We start from the raw sequence: 24,978 nt of genomic DNA, 5'->3' as shown, positions 1-24,978 counted from the left end.
TTTGGCACTACATATTGAGTCAAAACCCGCCATTGTTTGTCTTAGCCACTACATTTCCTGCAAACCGTAATAGGCACAGTCAGCAACTGACAGGCGGCACCTGGGGCCGTTACAATTACCGACTTTGTCGCAACGCTTGGAGCTCAACCTTCCGTGCCCGTTCTGCGTCTACCGCTACTCCCTGCCGCGGCAGGTAAACAGCATTGGGGCAACCTGCCCGGTGCCGCCCTAAGCCTGGCCATTGCCGAGGCTGCCAGCGCAGCCAAGCGCTTTACCCTGCTGCTCACCGCCGACAGCCAAAGTGCCGAACGGTTGGAGCAGGAGCTGAGCTTCTTCGCCCCGGATTTGCCGGTGCTGCATTTTCCCGACTGGGAAACCCTGCCCTACGACCTGTTCTCGCCGCACCAGGACATCATCTCCCAGCGCATCGCCAGCCTGTACCGCTTGCCGGAACTGGCCCACGGCGTGCTGGTGGTGCCGATCACCACCGCCCTGCACCGGCTGGCACCGACCAAGTTCCTGCTCGGCAGCAGCCTGGTGCTGGACGTGGGCCAGAAGCTCGACGTCGAGCAGATGCGCACGCGCCTGGAAGCCAGCGGCTACCGCTGCGTCGACACGGTGTACGAGCACGGTGAGTTCGCGGTGCGCGGCGCCTTGATCGACCTGTTCCCGATGGGCAGCAAGTTGCCGTACCGCATCGACCTGTTCGATGACGAGATCGAGACGCTGCGCACCTTCGATCCGGAGAACCAGCGTTCCATCGACAAGGTCGACTCGATCAAGCTGCTGCCGGCGCGGGAGTTCCCGCTGCAAAAAGACGCGGTCACGCGCTTCAAGGCGCGCTTTCGCGAACGCTTCGACGTGGATTTCCGTCGCTGCCCGATCTTCCAGGACTTGAGCAGCGGGATTACACCTGCCGGTATCGAGTACTACCTGCCGTTGTTCTTCGACGAAACCTCCACCCTCTTCGACTACCTGCCCCAGGACACCCAGGTGTTCTCGCTGCCGGGTATCGAACAGGCGGCGGAAAACTTCTGGAACGACGTGCGCAACCGCTATGAAGAACGCCGCGTCGATCCATCCCGGCCTTTATTGCCGCCCGCTGAACTGTTCCTGCCAGTTGAAGACTGCTTCGCCCGCCTGAAAAACTGGCCGCGGGTAGTCGCCAGCCAGCAGGACGTGGATACCGGCAGTGGCCGCGAGCGTTTCCCGGCGAGCGCGTTGCCCGATCTGGCGATCCAGGCCAAAGCCACGCAACCGCTGGAGGCGCTGTCGAACTTCCTCGGTGACTTCCCGGGCCGCGTGCTGTTCACCGCCGAATCCGCCGGGCGTCGCGAAGTGCTGCTGGAGCTGTTGGAACGCCTCAAGCTGCGGCCAAAAACCGTCGACAGCTGGCCGGACTTTGTCGCCAGCAAAGAGCGCCTGGCAATCACCATCGCGCCGCTGGACGAAGGGCTGCAGCTGGATGACCCGGCGCTGGCCTTGATCGCCGAAAGCCCGCTGTTCGGCCAGCGCGTGATGCAGCGCAGGCGCCGGGAAAAACGCGCCGATGCCAACAACGACGCGGTGATCAAGAACCTCACCGAGCTGCGCGAAGGCGCGCCGGTGGTGCATATCGACCATGGCGTGGGCCGCTACCTGGGCCTGCAGACCCTGGAGATCGACAACCAGGCCGCCGAATTCCTCACCATGGAATACGCCGAGGGCGCCAAGCTCTACGTGCCGGTGGCCAACCTGCACCTGATCGCCCGCTACACCGGCAGCGACGACGCCTTGGCGCCGTTGCACCGACTGGGCTCGGAGACCTGGCAGAAAGCCAAGCGCAAGGCCGCCGAACAGGTGCGCGACGTGGCCGCCGAACTGCTCGACATCTATGCCCGCCGTGCTGCCCGCGAAGGTTATGCCTTCGCCGACCCGAAAGCCGACTACGCCACTTTCAGTGCCGGCTTCGCCTTCGAAGAAACCCCGGACCAGCAAACCACCATCGAAGCGGTGCGCGCCGACATGCTCGCGCCCAAGCCGATGGATCGCCTGGTGTGTGGCGACGTGGGCTTCGGCAAGACCGAAGTGGCCATGCGTGCAGCCTTTATTGCGGTGCACGGCGGTCGCCAGGTGGCGATCCTGGTGCCAACCACCCTGCTCGCCCAGCAGCACTACAACAGCTTCCGCGACCGCTTTGCCGACTGGCCGGTGACCGTGGAGGTGATGAGCCGCTTCAAGTCCGCCAAGGAAGTGAACGCCGCCGTTGCCGACTTGGCCGAGGGCAAGATCGACATCGTCATCGGTACTCACAAGCTGCTGTCGGACGATGTGAAGATCAAGAACCTGGGCCTGGTGATCATCGACGAAGAACACCGCTTTGGCGTGCGCCAGAAAGAACAGCTCAAGGCGCTGCGCAGTGAAGTCGACATTCTCACCCTCACCGCTACGCCGATTCCGCGCACGCTGAACATGGCGGTGTCGGGCATGCGCGACCTGTCGATCATCGCCACGCCACCGGCGCGTCGTTTGTCGGTGCGCACCTTCGTGATGGAGCAGAACAAGAGCACGGTCAAGGAAGCCCTGCTGCGCGAACTGCTGCGCGGCGGCCAGGTGTATTACCTGCACAACGATGTGAAAACCATCGAGAAATGCGCCGCCGACCTCGCCGAACTGGTACCTGAGGCCCGTATCGCCATTGGCCACGGCCAGATGCGCGAGCGCGAACTCGAACAGGTGATGAGCGACTTTTACCACAAGCGTTTCAACGTGCTGATCGCCTCGACCATCATCGAGACCGGCATCGACGTGCCGAGCGCCAACACCATCATCATCGAGCGCGCCGACAAGTTCGGCCTGGCGCAGCTGCACCAATTGCGCGGTCGCGTAGGGCGCAGTCACCACCAGGCCTATGCCTACCTGCTCACACCGCCGCGCCAGCAGATCACTTCCGATGCGGAAAAACGCCTGGAAGCGATCGCCAATACCCAGGACCTCGGCGCCGGCTTTGTATTGGCCACCAATGACCTGGAAATCCGGGGTGCCGGTGAATTGCTCGGCGATGGCCAGAGCGGGCAGATCCAGGCGGTGGGTTTCACGCTGTATATGGAGATGCTCGAACGCGCGGTAAAAGCCATCCGCAAAGGCGAACAACCGAACCTCGACCAACCCTTGGGCGGCGGCCCGGAGATCAACCTGCGCCTGCCGGCGTTGATTCCCGAAGACTACCTGCCGGATGTGCATGCACGGCTGATCCTGTACAAGCGCATTGCCTCGGCGGCCGACGAAGAAGGCCTCAAGGACTTGCAGGTAGAGATGATCGACCGTTTCGGCCTGCTGCCGGAACCGACCAAGAACCTGGTGCGCCTGACCCTGCTCAAGTTGCAGGCCGAGCAGTTGGGCATCAAGAAAGTCGACGCCGGGCCGCAAGGCGGGCGTATCGAATTCGAAGCCCAGACGCCGGTCGACCCGTTGGTGCTGATCAAGCTGATCCAGGGCCAGCCCAACCGCTACAAGTTCGAAGGGGCTACGCTGTTCAAGTTCATGGTGCCGATGGAACGTGCCGAAGAACGCTTCAACACCTTGGAGGCGCTGTTTGAACGCCTCATTCCGAAATCCGTTTAAGGACGCCCCCATGCGCGTGTTCCGCATTTTGAGCCTGTTGTTGGTGGTACTCGCACCTTCGGCCTTTGCCGACAGCCTGTATCAGGTGGAAATGATCCTGGTGCGCCAGAATGCGGAACCGGTGATCAGCAGCCGCGCCGCCCCGGAAAACTGGGATGCGGGAGCGCCGCGCCTGGGTGAGCGGATGAGCCCGCCGCGCCTGGGCAATATCGTCGACAAGCTGCGCGCCGACACCAACTACACGGTGCTCGCCCACAAGGCCTGGGAACAGAACCTGGGCGAGCAAGCGGTGAAGGTGGCGATCACCGACGGCCAGGAGCAATTCGGCCAGTTCCCTATCGAAGGGGTGTTGAGCCTGCAACTGGGGCGCTTTACCGATATCGACGCGGACTTCTGGATCAACCAGTTCGACGGCAACGGCAGCGTAATCGCCAGCGAACACTTGAGCCAGAAAGACGTGCGCACCAAGAACAACCAGCTCAACTACCTGGATGGCGGCCACCTGGCGCTGCTGATCAAGATCACCTCGCTGACCGCCAAGCCACCCAGCGCACCACCGCCCGACCTTCAGGACTGATTGCGCGCCATGCCCCTGACGTCGTCGTTGACCAAACCCCTGGCCCCTTCGTGGGCCAATCGCTTCAAAGAGCAAAGCCTCGAGCGCGGGCGGCGCTACGCCCTGGAGAACCGCGTGCGCATCGTCGAGTGCGGCGACAGCACCATCACCGCCAGTTGCGAAGGCTCGGGCGGTAATGTTTACCGCCAGACCATCTCACTGCGCGAATCGGCCAAGGGCCTGCTGATCCTGGTGGACAGCCGCTGCACGTGCCCGGTGCACACCAACTGCAAACACATCGCGGCGGTACTGCTCAAGGTCCAGGAAACGCTGGCCTACCCGGCAGCGGCCCAGGATGCGCAACTGCTGGAAAAACTCCAGGCGGTGCTCGATAACCGCGTGGTCCTGCCGCAGGTGGTGATGGACGACGTGCAACCGGTGCCGCGCCTGTGGCTGGCCAGCGTGGAATTCAGCGCGTTCGAGCCGCGCAACGGCAAGATGCAGCGCTATATCCAGCACCGTGCGGCGCTGTCGTTCAACTACCTGGGCAACTATGTCAGCGGGCAAAAAAATGCCGACATCATTGTGCGCCAGGAGACGCAGAGCCTGCGGATCAAGCGCCAACCCGAGCAAGAACAGGCCTATCGCGAACACCTGCGCCTGCTTGGCTTCAAGATCGCCACGCGCCAGAGCAAGGCCCTGCCGGAAAGTGCCGGCGAGCTGTTCGAGATGGTCAATGACAGTGCCTGGCTGAACTTCACCCTCAATGTGTCGCCGACTTTGCGTGCCGAGGGCTGGGAGCTGCAGATCGATGAAGACTTCGGCTTTGACCTCAGTCCCGTCGATGACTGGTATGCCACGGTCGATGAGGGGCCGGAACGCGATTGGTTCGACCTGGAGCTGGGCATTATCGTCAATGGCGAACGCTTGAGCCTGCTGCCGATCCTGCTGAACCTGATGCGCTCTCATACCGAGATCCTCAACCCGGAGAAACTGGCGCGGCGCCGCGATGAAGAGCTGATCCTGGTGAACATCCCCGGCCTGCCCAACGGCCACGGCCCGCTGCAAGTGGCGCTGCCCTACGGCCGCTTGAAGCCGGTACTGGCGACCCTCGGCGAGTTCTACCTGCAGGAAGCCGGCACCACCGCGCTTCGCTTGGCCAAGGCCGACGCGATTCGCCTCAATCCGCTGGAAGACCTGCCACTGCAATGGGAAGGCGGCGAGAAGATCCGCAACTTCGCCCAGCGCCTGCGCGATATCAAGGATTTCACCTGTGTGGCGCCCGAAGGCCTGAATGCGACCTTGCGCCCCTACCAGCTGGAAGGTCTGAGCTGGATGCAGTCGCTGCGCCAACTCGAGGTGGGCGGGATACTCGCGGATGACATGGGGCTGGGCAAAACCTTGCAGACCCTGGCGCACATCCTCACCGAAAAAAACGCAGGGCGCCTTGATCGGCCCTGCATGGTCGTGATGCCCACCAGCCTGATCCCGAACTGGCTGGATGAAGCCGCGCACTTCACCCCGCAACTGAGAGTGCAGGCACTTTATGGCGCAGGACGTAAGAAACACTTCGCCAACCTGCAGGACTACGACCTGCTGCTGACCACCTACGCCCTGCTGCCAAAGGACATTGAACAGCTCGCCGCCCTGCCCTTGCACGTCTTGATCCTGGATGAAGCGCAGTACATCAAGAACCCGTCCAGCAAGGCGGCCCAGGCCGCACGCGAGCTGAATGCCCGCCAACGCCTGTGCCTGAGCGGCACGCCTTTGGAAAACCACTTGGGCGAACTGTGGTCGCTGTTCCACTTCCTGTTGCCGGGTTGGCTGGGCGACGTGAAGAGCTTCAACCGTGATTACCGCGTGCCGATTGAAAAACGTGCCAGCGAGGTGCGATTGCAGCACCTCAACGGTCGGATCAAACCCTTCCTGCTACGCCGCACCAAGGAACAAGTGGCAACCGAACTGCCACCCAAGACCGAAATCATCCACTGGGTCGACCTCAACGAGGCCCAGCGCGACGTGTACGAAACCATGCGCCTGGCCATGGATAAAAAGGTCCGCGACGAGATCACCCGCAAGGGCGTGGCCCGCAGCCAGATCATCATCCTCGAAGCCCTGCTCAAACTGCGCCAGGTGTGCTGCGACTTGCGCCTGGTCAACGACGCCACCCTGCCCGCCCGTGGTAGTAGCTCGGGCAAGCTCGACAGCCTGATGGACATGCTCGACGAGCTGTTTGCCGAAGGCCGCCGGATCCTGCTGTTCTCGCAGTTCACCTCGATGCTGAGCCTGATTGAGGCCGAACTGAAAAAGCGCGGCATCGCCTACGCCCTGCTGACTGGCCAGACCCGGGATCGACGTACACCGGTGAAAGACTTCCAGAGCGGTAAGTTGCAGATCTTTTTGATCAGCCTGAAGGCCGGCGGCGTGGGCTTGAACCTGACCGAAGCCGACACGGTTATCCACTATGACCCCTGGTGGAACCCGGCCACAGAAAACCAGGCCACCGACCGTGCGTACCGCATCGGGCAGGAAAAGCCGGTGTTCGTGTACAAGATGATTGCCCGGGGCACGGTGGAGGAGAAAATTCAGCACTTGCAGAAGGAGAAGTCCGATCTGGCTGCGGGCGTGCTGGATGGGCGAACCACGGGGGATTGGCAGTTGGGCAATGACGAGATTGAAGCGTTGTTTGCGCCGTTGCCCAACAAGCAAGAGAAGCGCTGACTATTCGAGTGATATCGCAGGCAAGCCAGCTCCCACAGGGGAATGCATTTCAAATGTGGGAGCTGGCTTGCCTGCGATGGCCGCGCCGCGGTTTTCAGCCAGGCAAAGGTGCAAAGAGCGCTTCGATATCCCGCTGCTCCAGCTTCCAACCCGCACTGGCACCACCTTCCAGCACCCCATCGGCCAAAGCGGCCTTCTCCAACTGCAACGCCTGAATTTTTTCCTCCACTGTGCCCCGGGCAATCAGCTTGTACACGAACACCGGTTTGTCCTGCCCGATGCGGTACGCACGGTCGGTGGCCTGCTTTTCCACCGCCGGGTTCCACCACGGGTCGTAATGAATCACCGTGTCAGCCGCCGTCAGGTTCAAGCCCGTACCGCCCGCTTTCAGGCTGACCAGGAATAAAGGTGTCTTGCCGTCCTGGAAATTCTTGACTGGGGTACGTCGGTCAAGGGTGTCTCCCGTCAGGATCGAATACTCAACCCCACGTTGCTTGAGCTCTTCTTCAATCAGCGCCAGCATTGAGGTGAACTGCGAGAACAACAAAATCCGCCGCCCTTCGCTGAGTAACTCTTCCAGCATTTCCATCAAGCTGCCCAGCTTGCCGGTGCCAACCTTGGCAGCTTTAGTCAGCGGCGCAGATTTGACCAGGCGCAAGTCACAACACACCTGGCGCAGTTTGAGCAGCGCTTCAAGAATGATGATCTGGCTGCGGGCCACGCCATGCCGACTAATTTCGTCGCGCACCTTTTTGTCCATCGCCACACGTACCGTTTCGTAAACATCCCGCTGTGCGTCGCTCAGCTCGACCCAGTGCACAATTTCGGACTTGGGCGGCAATTCCGTCGCGACCTGCTCCTTTTTCCTTCGCAACAAGAACGGTTTGATACGCGCCGTAAGATGTTGCATCCGTTGGGCATTACCGTGTTTCTCGATGGGCGTGCGGTAATCGCGATTAAAGGTCTTGCTATCCCCCAACCAGCCCGGCAACAAGAAATGAAACAGCGACCACAGCTCGCCCAGATGGTTTTCCAAAGGCGTACCGCTCAAGCATAAACGCTGGCCGGCCTCCAACTGACGAGCCGCCTGGGCCGCCTTGCTATTAGGGTTCTTGATATTTTGCGCTTCGTCGAGGATCAGCACGCTCCAGCGCTGAGGCTGCAGGACTTCAAGGTCTCGCGGCAACAGTGCGTAGGTGGTGAGTATCAGGTCGTAATCGGCAAGACGCGTGAAATCAGCCTGACGCTGCGCGCCGTGCAGCGCCAGGACTTTTAGCTGTGGCGTAAAGCGTGCAGCTTCGTCCATCCAGTTCGGGATCAGGCTGGTGGGCATCACCGCCAGTGCAGGTGTCTGCAAGCGGCCAGACTGCTTTTCGCAAAGCAGATGGGCGAGCGCCTGCAGGGTTTTGCCAAGCCCCATGTCATCACCCAGAATCCCGCCGACTTCCAGCTCGCGCAGGGTTTGCATCCAGTTCAGCCCTTCGAGCTGATAGCCGCGCAGTTCCGCGTTCAGGCCCTGAGGAGCCGGCACATGAACGTGCATGGAGTCTTTAAGGCGCTTGGCGAAATCACGCAGTCGCTCGCCGCCCTGCCAGACCAAGGGTAGTGCATCCAGGTTACTGAGCCGTGCCGCATCCGGCGCGCTTAGGCGCAGCGCATCGCCTTCAGGTGCGCGCAAGTAGAGCTCGCCGAGGGTCGCCATCAGAGGTTTGATACGACCGTAGGGCAGCGCAACTTTGGTATGAGTACGGGCACCCAAGCTGACCAACACGCGCTCATCATCATCACGCTCGGCCATATAGGCGGCGTCAAGCAGCTTGGGTTGACGACGCATCAAGTCAAGTACGATTGGCAGCAGGCTATAACGCTCGCCGCTGACCTCGATGCCCAACTCGAGGTCGAACCACTCATGACCGGGCGACTCTTCGATGTCCGCGTACCAGCCGTCTACAGCCTCCACATCGTAATAAAACCCCGGATGGATGACGACGTCCCACCCTGCTTCACGCAGAACCGGCAGCGCCCTTTCAACAAAAGCCAGCCAGGCTTCATCATTGGGTAGATCGAACATCTCTCCAGCATCGGCAGGCAGGGCACGGGTTTTGCGATTGACCGTTTTAAAGCCGATCCTTGTGAGCGTCTTGCGCAGGGCTTTTTCAGCCACAGGCTTGCGTTGGATGCGTTGGGTTTCGGTGCCGTTGAGAAACAGGATGTCCTCAGTGCCCTTGCCGCTGACCAGGCTTGTGTCGTAGCGGAAAGCCAAGGCAGCGCGGTGTTCCAAAGTGAGCATTTGCCGACGGTGCGCCTGGCTGTAGACGTAGGACTCGTCGCTTCCCAGAATGAGACATCCTTGAGGCTCTAACGTATCCACCACACACTCAGTCAACTCGCGCGGCGGAGGAATCACCTTGGACGCCGCACTGATGCGATGACTGAATAACGCGACTTGATCAGCTGGAATCATCGGCAATGTGCACAGATGCACGGCCAGATTTTCATCCAACCCATGCTCGATCACCCCAACCGCCATGTTATCGAGGTCAAGATAATGAATCGGTTTGAGGGGCAGCACATCGTCCAGCTCTCGCCCGTCGCTGATCCAGCTGGGAATGTAATTGCCATCGGGCAACACGGCCCAATCGAAACGCGCAGTGCGGGCCGGGCCGGGGTTAAGCGCCAGTCTTGGGCCCAGTTCAAGAAACAGGCGTTGGGTTTTCAGCGCCAATTGGAGAATTTCGGCCCCCATCTCACCCGCCAGCTCAAAGCTGCTGCCATAGCTCCCATAAGAGCGGCCCAACATCAGCAGTCGACCAATGCGTGTATCCAACTCATGCATATAACCAGGGGCACGGCGCAATGTTTCATCCATCGAGTACAGCGGCCTGATATCGCTGTAATCACCTTTTTTCGTCACACGCGCCCGATATACCTCTAAGGACCACCTCATCGAATAGGGATCGGGGGAGATTTGGTACAGCAAACAGGTACCAGTGTTCTTAGGCTGAACCTCATCCACCTGGGTAGGCTTGGGGATACTTTCAAGCCAATTTTCGAGCTGCGGACTCAGACGGTCAGCCACCTGCTTTTTTGGTTCGTTCAGCTCGTCATACAGCGCGGTCAACGTAAACAAGGCCGCAGCTGCGTGCTTGCAATTGATCGCCACCGGACAAGAACAGACGCACCTGATGCCCGTCCAGCGGGATGCTGCATCCTCCAGGCTGATCACCAGGGAATAGACGTTACGGCCAGACCCTTTGCACTGTGCAATCAGCCTGTCGTGCCCGAATTCTTTTATCTCAAGGCGATTCTCGCCAGCATACTCAAACCCACGCTCCAGCGAACGAGGGTCAAAGTATTCCTGCCAATCCAACTCGACGATACGTGCAATCAGGTCATTCATGGAACAGGACTCTACATCGGTCAGCAACGAGATTTAAAGCAAGGCGACTCCTACAAGGCGGTACGAGATCGCTACAGCCACATTAAGACGCTTCCTACACCCAGCTTGTTTAAGAGCACAGCAACGTTTATTCAATCAGTTGCGCGTCTCGCAACGCAGTAAGCGCTGTCAGCCAACGCGGATCCTGTTTGTAATCAGTCGACGCAACCGCCTGCCCACGCATACGCGCAATCCGCGCCGATGGCGTGACCTTCATCCGCTGTGCTGCACTGAGCGCCAGCTCGGCCGCCGCACGGTCATTGCACACCAAGCCCATGTCACAACCGGCGGTCAGCGCCGCTTCGATACGACTGGCCGCATCGCCGACCACATGGGCGCCAGCCATGGACAGGTCATCGCTGAAGATCACCCCGTCGAACTGCAATTCACCGCGCAGGATGTCCTGCAACCAGCGACGCGAAAAACCAGCAGGCTGGGCATCGACCTGCGGGTAGATGACGTGCGCCGGCATCACGGCGGCCAATTGCTTGCTCAGGCGTGCGAAAGGCACCAGGTCGTTGGCGCGAATCTGTTCCAGGCTGCGCTCGTCATTGGGAATGGCGACGTGGGAATCAGCCTCGGCCCAACCATGGCCAGGGAAGTGCTTGCCGGTGGCGGCCATGCCGGCGCTGTTCATGCCACGGATAAATGCACCCGCGAGCACGGCAGCACGCTCGGGGTCGCCTTCGAAAGCACGGGTACCGACCACGGCGCTGCGTTGGTAGTCGAGGTCCAGCACGGGGGCAAAACTCAGGTCCAGGCCCACCGACAGCACCTCGGTGGCCATGATCCAGCCGCACTGCTCAGCCAGGTATTCAGCGTTGGGGTTATCCGCCAGCGCACGCATGGCCGGCAGGCGCACGAAGCCTTGGCGCAGACGCTGTACGCGGCCGCCTTCCTGGTCTACAGCCAGCAGCAGGTCCGGGCGCACTGCGCGAATGGCTGCACTCAATTCGCGAACCTGGCGTGGGTGCTCGATATTGCGCGCAAAAATGATCAGGCCGCCCACTTCCGGCTGGCGCAACAAATGACGATCCTCGGCCGTGAGCCAGGTACCGGCGACGTCGACCATCAAAGAACCTTGCAGGGCAGCGGTCATAAACCTTCCTTAAATAACGCACACAACCCGTGGTCCCTGCCAGGCACGGCAAGGACGACGGGTTGCGAATAGATAGCTGAAATCGGCATGGCGGCTAGCTTAGCGGATGCAAGCGGCCGCGCCCACCCGCAACGATCAAACCTTGGCGGCGACCGGTACGGTTTTGCTGCGTGGGCGCAACTGAGCGGTGGCCATGGCCGGGTCGGTGACGCCGGTTTCGGCGCGCATGCCAGCGGCGAGGAACGGCACCATCAGGCGCATGACTTGCTCGATGGACGTGTTCACACCGAAATCGGTCTCGGCAATTGCCCGCAGCGCCTTGATACCCGACATGCTGAAAGCTGCGGCACCGAGCATGAAATGCACACGCCAGAACAGTTCGATAGGCGGAATACGCGGGGCCGCTTCGTTGACCAGCAGCATATAGCGGCGGAACACCTTGCCGTACATGTCTTCCAGGTAACGGCGCAGGTGGCCCTGGCTCTGGCTGAACGCCAGGCCAAGCAGGCGCATGAAGATCGATAAGTCGTTGCCGCTGCGGGGCTGCACGACCAACGCTTGTTCCACGAGGATTTCCAGCAGCTCTTCCAGGCTGGGCTTGTGATCGGCCTTGGCCTGGCGGCGTTCCAGCTCACGGTCGAGGCTTGCGCAGAACGGGCCCAGAAAGCGTGAGAACACCGCCTGGATCAGGGCCTTTTTCGAGCCGAAGTGGTAATTCACGGCGGCCAGGTTGACCCCAGCCTTGCTGGTGATCAGACGCAATGAAGTTTCAGCAAATCCTTTTTCCGCGAACAATTGCTCGGCAGCATCGAGAATGCGTTCAACGGTTTCCGACTGGGCCATGGCTACTCCGCCTGACAAACACTTGTTTGAAACATACGTTTCAGAGTGTGTCTTGTCAAGCCTGCGGGTCCGCTTTGCGGCTGGTCGGTCATCTGTTTCACCGCTATTTAATCATATCCTCGCAGCTCTGTAGGCAGCGCCGCTTCTGCTCTGTAGGACGGCTGACGGATGACCGTCCAGCGGAGCCGCCAAAAAGGATGATTGCCAAGCGCAGTTCACTGTATATAATCCCAGTCACTGTATAAAAAGACAGAGCGATCAACATGCTAAAACTGACGCCACGCCAAGCTGAGATTCTGGCTTTTATCAAGCGCTGCCTTGATGACAATGGTTATCCGCCTACCCGTGCGGAGATTGCCCTGGAATTGGGGTTCAAGTCCCCAAACGCCGCCGAGGAACACCTCAAGGCTCTCGCTCGCAAAGGTGCGATCGAGATGACCCCGGGTGCTTCGCGGGGTATTCGCATCCCTGGCTTCGAAGCCAAGGCAGACGAGTCGACACTGCCGATCATCGGTCGCGTCGCCGCAGGAGCGCCGATCCTGGCGCAGCAGCACGTCGAGGAATCCTGCAACATCAACCCGACCTTCTTCCATCCGCGTGCCGACTACCTGTTGCGTGTGCACGGCATGAGCATGAAGGACGTGGGCATCTTCGACGGCGACCTGCTGGCCGTGCATACCACCCGCGAAGCCCGCAATGGCCAGATCGTCGTTGCCCGTATCGGCGACGAGGTCACGGTCAAACGCTTCAAGCGCGAAGGCAGCAAGGTCTGGCTCCTGGCCGAAAACCCTGAGTTTGCCCCGATCGAAGTCAACCTGAAAGACCAGGACCTGGTGATCGAAGGCTTGAGTGTCGGCGTCATTCGCCGTTAAAGGAGGCATCATGCAGCTCGTGCACACCCCACAACACACACAACTGTCGCTGTTCGAGGCCTTCATGGCCCAGCCCCTCGCGCCAATCCTCAAGGAAACGGTCGAAGCCCCCTGGGGCGGCGAACCTGAGGCGTTCAGTGAATTGTCGTTGCGCGGTGCGGCTGAGAGCTGCCTGAACCTGCTGGCACCTATCCTGCGCGAATTGAGTGAAGATCAGGACGCCCGCTGGCTGACATTGATCGCCCCGCCCGCCAGCCTCACCCAGGCCTGGCTGCGGGACGCCGGGCTCAACCGCGAGCGTATCCTGTTGCTGCAACCACGCGGCGCACAAAGCGCCCAGCAACTAACCTGCGAAGCCTTGCGCCTGGGCCGTAGCCATACGGTGGTGAGCTGGTTGAACCCGCTGAATGCCAGCGCCAAGCAGCAACTGATCAGCGCTGCGCGTACGGGTGATGCACAGAGTTTGAATATTCGATTGGGGTAATGATGGGCGCGCCACAGAAGCAGCCTTCACGAAGGACTCAGTGAAGAACGCGCGGCCCTTCTTCTTTCTCCGGCTCGCCTTCGGCAAGGCGACCTGCCATCTGCACGCCCACGCTCAACATGGCTTTAGCCACTTCGACGTGCTGGCCTTGCAGGAAGACCTTGGCGTCTTCGGAGAAATCCAGAATAACCAGAGAACCCTCGTCCTCCGCCCGGCGCAGTTCGATTCGGCCGTCAGGCAGTTCAACAATTTCCAGAAAGGACGTTGGCATAAAAGTCTGTTCTCCACTAAAGGCCTGGGATTATATCAGTCATCCACCCAGCCTCGCAGGGGATATGGACAGGTTTGTTGACGGCTTGATGAATGGTGCCCTGGCAAAACGCTAATCAATGTGGGAGCTGGCTTGCCTGCGATGGCGGTGGGTCAGTTATCTCAGGGCTTTTCTGACTCGCCTCTATCACAGTATGGGCATTCGCAAGCTGTAGCAGCCAACGGTAACCACGATGCGAAGCGAGCCGCTCTTGATCTTGATCTACTTGTGATCTTGATCTGGCTTTTGATCTCAGGCGCCCCGTTAAACCACGCTGGCCGAACGCAGGCTTGAATTCGTGGGCAACCCGGCAGGACGCCGGGTTAGCCGCCCCGCGCCATGGATGGCGCGTGGCGGCGGCCCACGGATTCAAGGCTGTGTTCGGGCACACCGAGCCTAGGCGAGGTGCCGAGTGGTGGGGCAAGAGCGCTTTGGTTACTTTTGTCTGGGCCGGCATTCCGGCTTTTCGAAAGTGACCCGCCGTCAGGCGGAACCCTAAGTGACCGTTACCGCAGGAATGGATATGTACTCGGTATAACAGGGTCGCCTGTCAGGCCGCCATCGCAGGCAAGCCAGCTCCCACAGTTTGATCGCAGGGAATCAGGTAGATAGGTGTCGGCTGGCAGGCTGAAGTGCGCCCCAGAAGTTGGACACCCATCCAACTCCTGGGGCTTTTTCATGAGCAAATACACGACGCAATTCAAGCTTTCCGCCATCAGCGCCTTTCTTGAGCGAGGCCGTGGTTTTCGACGTATCGCCGCTCAATTTCACATGGACCCCACTTTGCTGCGCCGCTGGGTGGAGGCTTACCGACTGCATGGTGAAGCCGGTCTGAGCAGTACTGGCGAGCGTTACAGTGCTTTGTTCAAGTTCTCCGTTCTGCAACGCATGTGGCGTGACAGCCTTTCCTTGCGCCGCGCAGCGGCGCTCTTCAATCTGGGTAACTCCAGCCAGGTGGGCAGATGGCAACAGCAGTATTACAGTGGCGGCATTGAAGCCCTGGCCTCAGGGAAAAAAGGACTGAATACCGTTATGCCCAAGCCTCCTGCTAAACCTCAAAAAACCACTGCACCATTCACCGCCGAACAGCTTGCGCATAAAGCCTTGCTTGATGAGCTTCAGTATTTGCGCATGGAGAACGCCTACCTAAAAAAGCTTGGGGAGTTAGGCGAGGCGGTGATGAGGCGGGAGAAAGAAGCGAAGAAAAAGCCCAAATAATCAGTGAGCTGAGGCAAGACTTTCCCTTGAATGATCTACTCAAACTGCTGGGACTTGCGCGAAGTACTTACTACTACCAACTCAAAGCGATGGGCGTTGAAGACCGATTCATCTCGGTCAAAGCCTCTATCCAGGCTATCCAGGGCGAGCATAAAGGTCGCTTTGGTTACCGTCGGATGACTTTGGAGCTACGTAAAAACAGCCCCATTAACGGTAAAACGGTGCGACGCCTGATGGGAGAGTTGAGCCTCAAATGTATGTTGCGTCCGAAGAAGTACAGGTCTTATCGAGGGGTAGTGGGCGAGACATCACCCAATACCCTGGCCCGTCAGTTTGAGGCCGAGCAACCGAATCAGAAATGGGTGACGGATGTCACTGAGTTCAAAGTGGCCGGCCAAAAGCTGTATTTGTCGCCAGTTTTAGACTTATACAACGGGGAGATCGTGGCCTATCAGACCGCCACACGCCCTCAATATGCCTTGGTGGGAGACATGCTGGAACAAGCTCTTGAGCGCTTGCCAGAGGGCGCTAAACCCATGTTGCACTCGGATCAGGGCTGGCACTATCGATACCCAAAATACCGGGAGCGCCTGGAGAAAGCGGGCCTTGAGCAGAGCATGTCACGCAGAGGAAACTGCTATGACAACGCCACGATGGAGAGCTTCTTCGGCACGCTGAAGTCAGAGTTTTACTACCGGGAAAGCTTCGACAGTGTGGCTCAACTGCAGGCTGGGTTGGATGAGTACATCCATTACTACAACCATAAGCGAATCAAAACGAAGCTTGGCGGACTGAGCCCTGTAGCGTACAGAACTCGGTCCGCTGTAACCTAACCAACAGCTGTCCAACTTTTGGGGCGCACTTCAGGCCGCCTTCGCGAGCAAGCCCGCTCCCACAGATTGAACGCGGGGCATCAGCTCGATAGGTGTCGGCTGGCAGGCCGTCATCGCAGGCAAGCCAGCTCCCACGTTTGGATCCTAGGGCGTCAGGTAGATAAGCGTCGGCCGTCCAGCCGTCGCGGAGCAAGCTCCCTCGACACAGGTTCAGCGTCGCTGCGCAGCCAGCCCCCTCATTTACTCCTTCAGCACTCGTTGAGCCCTTCACGAAAGCGCAGCGCCATCTTCTTCAACTCCTGGCGCCAGCCTTCCAACTCTTCGCGGCTCAAAGGCTTGGGCTCATCCTGTTCCAAGGCCACGGCGACGATCAGCGGCTGGGTGACATCCCCCTTGGGCACATGGGGAATACGCGGCGGCTGAAACATATCCGCATGGGCTTTGAGCAGCCGCGCCACCCAACTGTCGGGGCTCTGGGCCATTTCCACCAGTTCGGCCAACTCGGGGATGGCCATGGCGTCCAGCACTTCACGATTCATGATCATTTCTGCACGCGGCGCACCGGCCTGGGGTAGGCGGTAGAACCCGGCGATTTCATGGCAGAGCCCCAGCAAGGCACCGTACAGGTGGAACAACGCCGCTTCGCGCCCCGCCTGTACCAGAGCGATGGCGTTCATCTCTTTCCCTTCCTCGGCACGTCCAAGGGCCTCCAGGGATAAACCCGCGAAGTAAATTTTCTGGTTGGTACGGGTATAGAGTTCGTTGGCCATGACGGCAATCTCCACAACGAATAGGCATGATGCTGACTGCGTAGGAGCGAGCTTGCTGTGGCGAGGGAGCTTGCTCCCGCTCGACTGCGTAGCAGTCGCCAGCTATTGGGGGCGCTTCGCACCCCAGCGCAAGCAAGCTTGCTCGCCACAACAAGCTCAATCCTACAGTAAGCAAAAGCCGTCTATACAGACGGCTTTTGGCGTTAACAGACTAGCGGATCAAGCGCCCTGGCGCTTGTCCTCGACCTTCCACTTGCCGCCGTCGTAGAACGCTTTCCAGCCAGTAGGCTTGCCGTCCACTTCGGTCTGCACGTACTGCTCCTTGGTCTTGCGGCTGTAGCGGATCACGGCTGGGCGACCATCCGGGTCCTTCTTCGGCGCTTCACACAGGAAGTGGTACTTCGGATCGATCTCGTCCTTGTGCGGCACGATCTCCATCACCAGTGGCGCACGGGTCTCGCGGTTTTTCGGGAACTGGCTCGCAGCCAGGAACAGCCCCGAAGCGCCGTCACGCAGGATGTAGGTGTCGTTGACCTTCTCGCACTTGAGCTCGGGCATCTTCACCGGGTCCATCTTCGGCGGCGCCGCATCACCGCTTTTCAGCAGTTTGCGGGTGTTCTTGCAGGTTGGGTTGGTGCACCCGAAGAACTTGCCGAAACGTCCAGTCTTGAGCTGCATCTCGCTGCCGCACTTGTCGCATTCCAGGCTCGGGCCTTCATAGCCCTTGATGCGATAGGTGCCCTCTTCGATCTCGTAGCCGTTGCAATCCGGGTTGTTACCACAGATGTGCAGCTTGTGCTTCTCGTCCAGCAGGTAGGCATCCATCGCCGTGCTGCAGATCGGGCAGCGATGCTTGCCACGCAGCACCAGCGACTCGGACTCACCCTCGTCGTCAGCCGCGATTTCATCGCCCGGCACCAGGTTGACGGTCGCCTTGCAGCGCTCTTTGGGCGGCAGGCTGTAGCCCGAGCAACCGAGGAACACGCCGGTGGAGGCGGTACGAATCTGCATCGGTCGACCGCAGGTAGTGCACGGAATATCCGTCATCACCGGCTGGTTGGCGCGCATCCCGTTCTCGGGGTTCTCAGCCACTTCGAGCTTTTTCTTGAAGTCGCCGTAGAACTCGTCCAGCACGTTTTTCCAGTCGCGTTCGCCCTGGGCCACGTCATCGAGGTTCTCTTCCATGCCGGCAGTGAAGCCGTAGTCCATGAGGTTGGAGAAACTCTCCGACAGACGCTCGGTGACGATGTCACCCATCTTTTCCGAATAGAAACGACGGTTGTGCAACGCAACGTAGCCACGGTCCTGGATGGTGGAGATGATCGCCGCGTAGGTCGACGGACGACCGATACCGCGCTTCTCCATCTCTTTCACCAGGCTGGCTTCGGAATAACGCGCCGGCGGCTTGGTGAAGTGCTGGGACGGGTCGAGCTTGATCAGCTTGAGCGTGTCGCCCTGGGCCATGTCCGGCAGCACATCATCATCGCCAGGCTTGGCGATCTGCGGCATCACACGAGTGTAGCCGTCGAACTTGAGGATACGGCCCTTGGCACGCAACTCGAAATCGCCCGCGCCCACGCTGACGGTAGTAGACAGGTATTGCGCCGGCAGCATCTGGCAAGCCAGGAACTGGCGCCAGATCAGCTCGTAGAGGCGCTCAGCGTCGCGCTCCATGCCGCTCAGCTTGGCAGGCGTGGTGTTGGCGTCGGAAGGACGAATCGCTTCGTGAGCCTCTTGTGCGCCTTCCTTGCTGCTGTAGACGTTCGGTTTCTCCGGCAGGTAGGTCTTGCCGAATTCGCTTTCAATATAGGTACGCGCCATCGCCACCGCGTCTTGCGACAGGTTGGTGGAGTCCGTACGCATATAGGTGATGTAGCCAGCCTCATACAGACGTTGGGCCATCATCATGGTCTTCTTCACCCCGAAGCCCAGGCGGTTGCTCGCGGCCTGTTGCAGGGTGGAGGTGATAAACGGCGCCGACGGCTTGCTGCTGGTCGGTTTGTCTTCACGCTTGACGATGCTGTAGCTGGAAGCCTTGAGCTTCTCCAGCGCGGCCATGGCCTGGGCTTCGTTCAGCGGTTTGAAGGCCTCGCCTTTCTCACGGGCCACTTCAAAGCGTACATTGGCGCCCTTGGCAGTGCCGAGGTCGGCGTGGACTTCCCAGTATTCTTCAGGGATGAACGCACGGATCTCGCGCTCACGTTCCACCACCAGCTTGACTGCCACCGATTGCACACGGCCGGCGGACAGGCCACGAGCGATCTTCGCCCACAGCAGTGGCGAGACCATGTAGCCGACGACGCGGTCGAGGAAGCGACGGGCCTGCTGGGCGTTGACACGGTCGATGTCCAGCTCGCCCGGCTTGGAGAAGGCTTCCTGAATGGCTTTCTTGGTGATTTCGTTGAACACCACGCGCTTGTAGCGGCTGTCATCACCGCCGATGGCTTCGCGCAGGTGCCAGGCAATGGCTTCCCCTTCGCGGTCCAAGTCCGTCGCGAGATAGATGGTGTCAGCATCTTTGGCGAGCCGGCGCAGCTCTTCGATGACCTTTTCCTTGCCCGGAAGGATTTCGTATTTGGCCTTCCAGCCATGGTCCGGGTCCACACCCATGCGCGAAACCAGTTGCTTGCGCGCTTTTTCTTTAGGCGTGAGTACCGGACCTTCGCCCGCGGCGGCCTTGCCGCGCTTGGCGGCAGGCTCCTTGCTGGCGCTAGCCGAACCGCTGGTGGGCAGGTCTCGGATATGGCCGATACTCGACTTCACCACGTACTCGTTGCCCAAGTACTTGTTGATGGTCTTGGCCTTAGCCGGGGATTCCACAATGACCAGCGATTTGCCCATGGATCGGAAAATTCCTGAATTCGAGAAGTGAAAGGCAGTTGGCGCCTGACGCGGCAACGCTATATATAGTGGCAACCGGATGAGGTCAAGCGCAGCATTCTGCGCGACCTGCCGTTATTGCCCTGTAAAAAGACTGGGTTCGGCCGTGACCAAAGCAAAGCGCGGGACCTGCTCGCCGTCAACTTCGACGGTCTCCAGGAACATGCTCAAAGGGCGCACCCAAAAGCCGTATTCGCCATACAGCGCTTGGTAAAACACCACTTCTTCTTCGGTTTCAGAGTGGCGCGCCACGCTGAAAACACGGTACTGCGGCCCCTTGTAATGCTGGTAGAGCCCTGGTTCGACTTTCATGCTCTGGCCCTCATGCAAAATTTGTTGAAAAAAAATATTTAAAAGTTCCAAAAAACAAAAACCGGGGCACTGGGCCCCGGCTTCCGTCAACCGAACGTTTAGACGCGTTCGAAGACGGTAGAGATGCCTTGGCCGAGACCAATGCACATGGTTGCAACCCCAAGGTTGCCGCCATTTTGCTTCATCACGTTAAGCAAAGTGCCAGAGATACGCGCACCGGAGCAACCGAATGGGTGGCCCAGGGCAATCGCACCGCCGTGCAGGTTAACCTTCTCGTTCATCTTGTCGAGTACTTTCAAATCTTTCAGCACTGGCAGGGCCTGTGCGGCGAAAGCTTCGTTGAGCTCGAAGAAGTCGATATCGGAGATGGAAAGGCCTGCGCGCTTCAAGGCTTTTTGTGTGGCCGGTACTGGACCATAGCCCATGATCGCCGGATCCACACCCGCCACTGCCATCGAACGAATCACGGCCAGCGGCTGGATACCCAGGTCCTGGGCACGCTGCGCCGACATCACGATCATGCACGAAGCACCATCGGTGATTTGCGAGGAAGTACCGGCTGTCACGGTGCCGCCCTTTGGATTGAAGGCTGGCTTGAGGGCCGCCAGGCTTTCCAGGGTAGTGTCCGGACGAATGGTTTCGTCGTAGTCGAACAGTTTCAGGAAACCATTCTCGTCGTAGCCGTTCATCGGGATGATTTCATCCTTGAACTTGCCTTCCACAGTCGCCTTGTGGGCGAGCTGGTGGGAGCGCAGGCCGAAGGCGTCCTGGGCTTCACGGGTGATGCCGTGCATTTTGCCGAGCATTTCCGCGGTAAGGCCCATCATGCCCGAGGCTTTCGCCGCGTAGAGGGACATGTGCGGGTTAGGATCGACGCCGTGCATCATGCTGACGTGGCCCATGTGCTCCACGCCGCCGACCACGAACACATCGCCGTTGCCGGTCATGATCGCTTGCGCAGCGGTGTGCAGCGCGCTCATCGACGAACCACACAGACGGCTGACGGTCTGGCCGGCCGCGGTGTGCGGGATCTGGGTCATCAACGACGCCATGCGCGCTATGTTCCAGCCCTGCTCCAGGGTCTGGTTGACGCAGCCCCAGATCACGTCCTCGACTTCGTTCGGGTCGACCTTGGTGTTGCGCTCCAGCACTTTGCTGATCAGGTGCGCCGACATGTCTTCGGCGCGGGTGTTGCGGTGCATGCCGCCCTTGGAGCGGCCCATCGGCGTACGACCGAAGTCGACAATCACGACGTCTCTTGGATTCAAGCTCATAAATATTCTCGCTCTAGTCGTCTGGGCACTTAACCGAAGAAGCTCTGGCCATTCTTGGCCATTTCACGCAGCTTCGCGGTCGGGTGGTACAGCGGGCCCAGATCAGCGTACTGATCAGCCAGGGCAACGAACTGGGCCACACCGATGGAGTCGATGTAACGCAGCGCACCACCACGGAATGGAGGGAAACCAATACCGTACACCAGGCCCATATCGGCTTCGGCGGCGGTTTCGACGATGCCGTCTTCCAGGCAACGCACGGTTTCCAGGCACAGGGCGATCATCATCCAGTTGATGATGTCTTCGTCAGACACCTCACGCTGTTCGTAGATGACCGGAGCGAGTACTTCGTGCACCGACGGGTCGGCCACTTTCTTCTGCTTGCCCTTCTTGTCGGCCTCGTAGGCGTAGAAGCCCTTGCCGTTCTTCTGGCCCAGGCGCTTGGCCTCGTACAGCGCGTCGATCGCCGAACGGCGGTCGTCTTTCATGCGGTCCGGGAAGCCTTCAGCCATGACGTCGCGACCGTGGTGGCCGGTGTCGATGCCGACCACGTCCATCAGGTACGCCGGGCCCATTGGCCAGCCGAATTTTTCCATGACCTTGTCGATGCGCACAAAATCCACACCGGCGCTGACCAACTTGGCGAAACCGCCGAAGTACGGGAACAGCACGCGGTTGACCAAAAAGCCCGGGCAGTCATTGACCACGATCGGGTTCTTGCCCATTTTCTTGGCGTAGGCAACGGTGGTGGCCACGGCCAGCTCGCTGGACTTCTCGCCACGGATCACTTCCACCAGCGGCATCATGTGCACCGGGTTGAAGAAGTGCATGCCGACGAAGTTTTCCGGACGCTTGAGGGCCTTGGCCAGCAGCGAGATGGAAATGGTCGAGGTGTTGGAGGCCAGGATGGTGTCATCTTTGACCTGGGCTTCCACTTCAGCCAGTACGGCTTGCTTGACCTTCGGGTTTTCGACAACCGCTTCGACCACCAGGTCGACGTGGCCGAAATCGCCGTAGGACAGCGTAGGACGAATGCCGTTGAGCACTTCAGCCATTTTTGCAGCGGTCATGCGACCTTTATCAACGCGGCCCACCAGCAGCTTGGCGGCTTCGGCCAGGCCCTGTTCGATACCGTGCTCGTTGATGTCTTTCATCAGGATCGGCGTGCCTTTGGACGCCGACTGATAGGCGATACCGCCGCCCATGATACCGGCGCCGAGTACGGCAGCCTGTTTCACATCCTTGGCAATTTCGTCATAGGCCTTGGCCTTTTTCTTCAGTTCCTGATCGTTCAGGAACAGGCCGATCAGGCTCTGGGCCGCCGAGGTTTTCGCCAGTTTGACGAAGCCTGCCGCTTCCACTTCCAGGGCTTTGTCGCGACCGAAGTTCGCGGCCTTCTGGATGGTCTTGATCGCTTCAACCGGCGCCGGGTAGTTCGGGCCGGCCTGGCCGGCCACGAAACCTTTGGCGGTTTCGAACGACATCATCTGTTCGATGGCGTTGAGCTTGAGTTTTTCCAGCTTCGGCTGACGCTTGGCCTTGTAGTCAAATTCGCCGCTGATGGCGCCCTTGATCAGGTTCAGCGCGGCTTCGGCCAGTTTGTCCGGAGCCACTACAGCGTCGACAGCACCGACTTTCAGTGCGTCTTCAGCCTTGTTTTCCTTGCCGGCGGCGATCCATTCGATCGCGTTGTCGGCACCGATCAGGCGCGGCAGGCGCACGGTACCGCCAAAGCCTGGGTAGATGCCCAGCTTGACTTCCGGCAGGCCGATCTTGGCCGTCGCGGACATGACACGGAAGTCTGCCGCCAGGCACATTTCCAGGCCGCCGCCCAACGCGATGCCATTGATGGCAGCAACGGTCGGCACGTTGAGGTCTTCGAAATCGCTGAAGATCTTGTTGGCTTCGAGGTTGCCAGCCACCAGCTCGGCATCGGGCAGCTTGAAGTTGTCGACGAATTCGGTGATGTCAGCGCCGACGATAAACACGTCCTTGCCGCTGGAGACGATCACGCCCTTGACCGAAGCATCTGCTTTGATGGTGTCTACGGCCTGACGCAGTTCGTTCAGGGTTAGACGGTTGAACTTGTTGACGGACTCACCCTTGAGGTCGAATTTGAGTTCGACGATGCCACTTTCAAGAGCCTTAACCGTGATGGCTTTACCTTCGTAAATCATCAACTGATCTCCACGATATGGAAGCTGAACAGTACACACTGGACGCTGGTCTCTGGTTTGACATTGACAGTTGAATCAATGCTCACGCCAATCCGCCAGGCACACCCGCCAGTGCGATAGTCGGGTTTTGTATGAGTCGTCTGACAGGCAAACGCTCAATTCATACGCCCGTTTGATTTGGGTACGCCACCTTCATCCAATTCCGAGCAATTGTCAATCGCTCCAAAGGCTAGGAAAAACGCGACTTTCCAGTCATTTCAGAACCCGGCCCACAGGCTAGCCACCCGTCAATATTCAAATATTCACAGGATCAATAATAGAAAAGGTGTGGGAAAAAGCTGTACAGAAAGCAATACACGGCTAGGCTAGCGGCAACCTACAGATTTACCGGCCTGCCTGGCCACCTCCAGCCCGATGATGATGTCGGGCTTTTTATTGCCCGGCTTTCCTGTAGGAGCGAGCTTGCTCGCGAAAACCTGGAGAGCGCCGCGTATAGCCTGATTATCCGCGTTATCGTTGGCGATTTTCGCGAGCAAGCTCGCTCCTACAGGTGTGGGTCAGGCCAGGGCCTTGAGCAGCGTATCAATATCTTTCAGGACGCTCGCGTCGCCCTTTTCGCCCCAATACAGGGCAATCATTTGTTTGTCGGCCTCGACCTTGTAGACGTTTGCCGGCAGCGTTGCAAAATGCGGCAACAACTTCTCATCCACACAGGGTTCACGCCACTGATTGACCCACAGCCCCGGCTCCAGCTGCCAGTAGCTCCAGGTTGCGGGCGCGTTGCCGCGTCGTGGCCGGCAATACTGCGCGCACGGGCTCGGCGGCTCCTGTTTGAGCCAGTGCGGCCACTCCTGGGGCGCCAACTGCATGGCCAACCCGATGCGGCGTGCCTCCATGCGCAGGGCCATGCGCCCACTCTGCTGGCGCGAAGGGCGCAGCCATACCAGGGGGCTTAAAACCACCGCAAGGATTGACACCACTATCCAGACCGTCATATGTGTACTCCCGAATTTCTAGATGAGCGGATTTGATCTGCGGCAACCCCATCCGCTTGAAAGCAGCCATACTGAACTTATTGCAGCCCCCTGGAGGAACGCCTCATGCCCTACGAACATATTCTGGTCGCTGTCGACCTGACCGAAGAGTGCGATCCAGTGATCAAGCGCGCACAGGAATCCGCAATTGCCAATGGCGCCAAACTGTCGTTGGTGCACATCGTCGAGCCCATGGCCATGGCCTTTGGTGGTGACGTGCCGATGGACCTTTCCCAACTGCAGCAGCAACAATTCGACCAGGCCAAGGAGCGCCTTGACCGCTTGATTCTCAAGTATCCCAAAGTCAGCAAGGAAAATTCCCACCTTACCTACGGTCAACCGCGCCAGGAAATCCACCACTTGGCCAAAGAACAGGGTTGTGACCTGATCGTAGTAGGTAGCCATGGGCGCCACGGCCTGGCCTTGCTGCTGGGCTCGACCGCCAATGATGTATTGCACGGCGCACCGTGCGATGTACTGGCCGTCAAACTGGTAAAGAGTTCGTAAGACCAATGGAGGTCTAATGTGGGAGCTGGCTTGCCAGCTCCCACAG

Annotated in this window: 18 protein-coding genes; 7 read left to right on the top strand and 11 right to left on the bottom strand. The window is 59.5% G+C overall.

All coding sequences use genetic code 11. The annotated features are described in order from the left end of the window. Positions 1–153 precede the first annotated feature (153 nt). The 3 genes from mfd to CLM72_RS08575 are packed head-to-tail and all read left to right on the top strand — an operon-like array spanning position 154 to position 6,880. The gene (gene mfd, locus CLM72_RS08585; protein ID WP_105226175.1) at positions 154–3,603 is read left to right on the top strand and encodes a transcription-repair coupling factor; all 3,450 of its coding nucleotides are present in this window, start codon (positions 154–156) and stop codon (positions 3,601–3,603) included. Between the two features lie 10 nt (positions 3,604–3,613). Further along, the gene (locus CLM72_RS08580; RefSeq protein ID WP_034126649.1) at positions 3,614–4,180 is read left to right on the top strand and encodes a CsiV family protein; all 567 of its coding nucleotides are present in this window, start codon (positions 3,614–3,616) and stop codon (positions 4,178–4,180) included. 9 nt (positions 4,181–4,189) lie between these two features. Further along, complete coding sequence (locus CLM72_RS08575; RefSeq protein ID WP_105226174.1) at positions 4,190–6,880, top strand: DEAD/DEAH box helicase; 2,691 nt, start codon at positions 4,190–4,192, stop codon at positions 6,878–6,880. 94 nt (positions 6,881–6,974) lie between these two features. Here CLM72_RS08575 and CLM72_RS08570 read toward each other — a convergent pair whose 3' ends face one another. From CLM72_RS08570 to CLM72_RS08560, 3 genes are all read right to left on the bottom strand, one after another. After that, positions 6,975–10,280 (bottom strand): DEAD/DEAH box helicase, encoded by a 3,306-nt coding sequence (locus tag CLM72_RS08570; protein WP_105226173.1) that lies wholly within the window; start codon positions 10,278–10,280, stop codon positions 6,975–6,977. 127 nt (positions 10,281–10,407) lie between these two features. Beyond that, positions 10,408–11,418, bottom strand: coding sequence for a beta-N-acetylhexosaminidase (gene nagZ / locus CLM72_RS08565; protein WP_105226172.1), 1,011 nt, complete (start codon positions 11,416–11,418; stop codon positions 10,408–10,410). 135 nt (positions 11,419–11,553) lie between these two features. Continuing rightward, a complete protein-coding gene (locus tag CLM72_RS08560) occupies positions 11,554–12,261 on the bottom strand; it encodes a TetR/AcrR family transcriptional regulator (RefSeq protein WP_034126647.1) in 708 nt (235 codons plus the stop codon). A gap of 263 nt (positions 12,262–12,524) precedes the next feature. Between CLM72_RS08560 and lexA the strand changes: the two genes are divergently transcribed. Then, a complete protein-coding gene (lexA, locus tag CLM72_RS08555; RefSeq protein WP_003172575.1) occupies positions 12,525–13,133 on the top strand; it encodes a transcriptional repressor LexA in 609 nt (202 codons plus the stop codon). Between the two features lie 10 nt (positions 13,134–13,143). Beyond that, positions 13,144–13,617 carry an SOS-induced cell division inhibitor SulA gene (sulA, locus tag CLM72_RS08550; RefSeq protein ID WP_005786162.1) on the top strand — a complete coding sequence of 158 codons (474 nt, stop codon included), beginning with the start codon at positions 13,144–13,146 and terminating at the stop codon, positions 13,615–13,617. Between the two features lie 37 nt (positions 13,618–13,654). Here the strand turns inward: sulA and CLM72_RS08545 are convergent, their stop codons facing one another. After that, positions 13,655–13,888, bottom strand: a complete 234-nt coding sequence (locus tag CLM72_RS08545; RefSeq protein ID WP_003189656.1) for a hypothetical protein — start codon at positions 13,886–13,888, stop codon at positions 13,655–13,657. A 717-nt stretch (positions 13,889–14,605) separates the two neighbouring features. Here CLM72_RS08545 and CLM72_RS08530 point away from each other — a divergent pair. Beyond that, a protein-coding gene (locus CLM72_RS08530) for an IS3 family transposase (protein ID WP_233475429.1) occupies positions 14,606–15,978 on the top strand; the annotation gives its coding sequence in 2 pieces (ribosomal slippage) (positions 14,606–15,106 and positions 15,109–15,978; 1,371 coding nt in all). Between the two features lie 248 nt (positions 15,979–16,226). On the opposite strand, the gene CLM72_RS08525 is transcribed toward CLM72_RS08530, so the two are convergent. The 7 genes from CLM72_RS08525 to CLM72_RS08500 form a co-directional block, all read right to left on the bottom strand. After that, positions 16,227–16,748 (bottom strand): DUF6586 family protein, encoded by a 522-nt coding sequence (locus CLM72_RS08525; RefSeq protein ID WP_054898792.1) that lies wholly within the window; start codon positions 16,746–16,748, stop codon positions 16,227–16,229. Between the two features lie 219 nt (positions 16,749–16,967). Then, positions 16,968–19,589, bottom strand: coding sequence for a type I DNA topoisomerase (topA, locus tag CLM72_RS08520; protein WP_003189652.1), 2,622 nt, complete (start codon positions 19,587–19,589; stop codon positions 16,968–16,970). 114 nt (positions 19,590–19,703) lie between these two features. Continuing rightward, on the bottom strand, positions 19,704–19,940 hold the full coding sequence (locus CLM72_RS08515) for a DUF1653 domain-containing protein (RefSeq protein ID WP_003189651.1): 237 nt from the start codon (positions 19,938–19,940) through the stop codon (positions 19,704–19,706). A 98-nt stretch (positions 19,941–20,038) separates the two neighbouring features. Beyond that, complete coding sequence (gene fadA, locus CLM72_RS08510; protein ID WP_003189650.1) at positions 20,039–21,214, bottom strand: acetyl-CoA C-acyltransferase FadA; 1,176 nt, start codon at positions 21,212–21,214, stop codon at positions 20,039–20,041. A 29-nt stretch (positions 21,215–21,243) separates the two neighbouring features. Next, positions 21,244–23,391, bottom strand: coding sequence for a fatty acid oxidation complex subunit alpha FadB (gene fadB, locus CLM72_RS08505; protein WP_105226171.1), 2,148 nt, complete (start codon positions 23,389–23,391; stop codon positions 21,244–21,246). A gap of 365 nt (positions 23,392–23,756) precedes the next feature. Beyond that, positions 23,757–23,927, bottom strand: a complete 171-nt coding sequence (locus CLM72_RS29210) for a hypothetical protein (protein ID WP_256595330.1) — start codon at positions 23,925–23,927, stop codon at positions 23,757–23,759. Between the two features lie 21 nt (positions 23,928–23,948). Continuing rightward, a complete protein-coding gene (locus CLM72_RS08500) occupies positions 23,949–24,386 on the bottom strand; it encodes a hypothetical protein (protein ID WP_072446782.1) in 438 nt (145 codons plus the stop codon). Between the two features lie 105 nt (positions 24,387–24,491). Between CLM72_RS08500 and CLM72_RS08495 the strand changes: the two genes are divergently transcribed. Beyond that, positions 24,492–24,932 (top strand): universal stress protein, encoded by a 441-nt coding sequence (locus tag CLM72_RS08495; RefSeq protein WP_034126643.1) that lies wholly within the window; start codon positions 24,492–24,494, stop codon positions 24,930–24,932. The last annotated feature ends 46 nt before the right edge of the window (positions 24,933–24,978 follow it).

It is taken from the genome of Pseudomonas sp. MYb193, from assembly GCF_002966775.1.
GTDB classification, from domain to species: Bacteria; Pseudomonadota; Gammaproteobacteria; order Pseudomonadales; family Pseudomonadaceae; genus Aquipseudomonas; species Aquipseudomonas paracarnis.
This window is presented reverse-complemented; position numbering and strand designations above follow the sequence as displayed.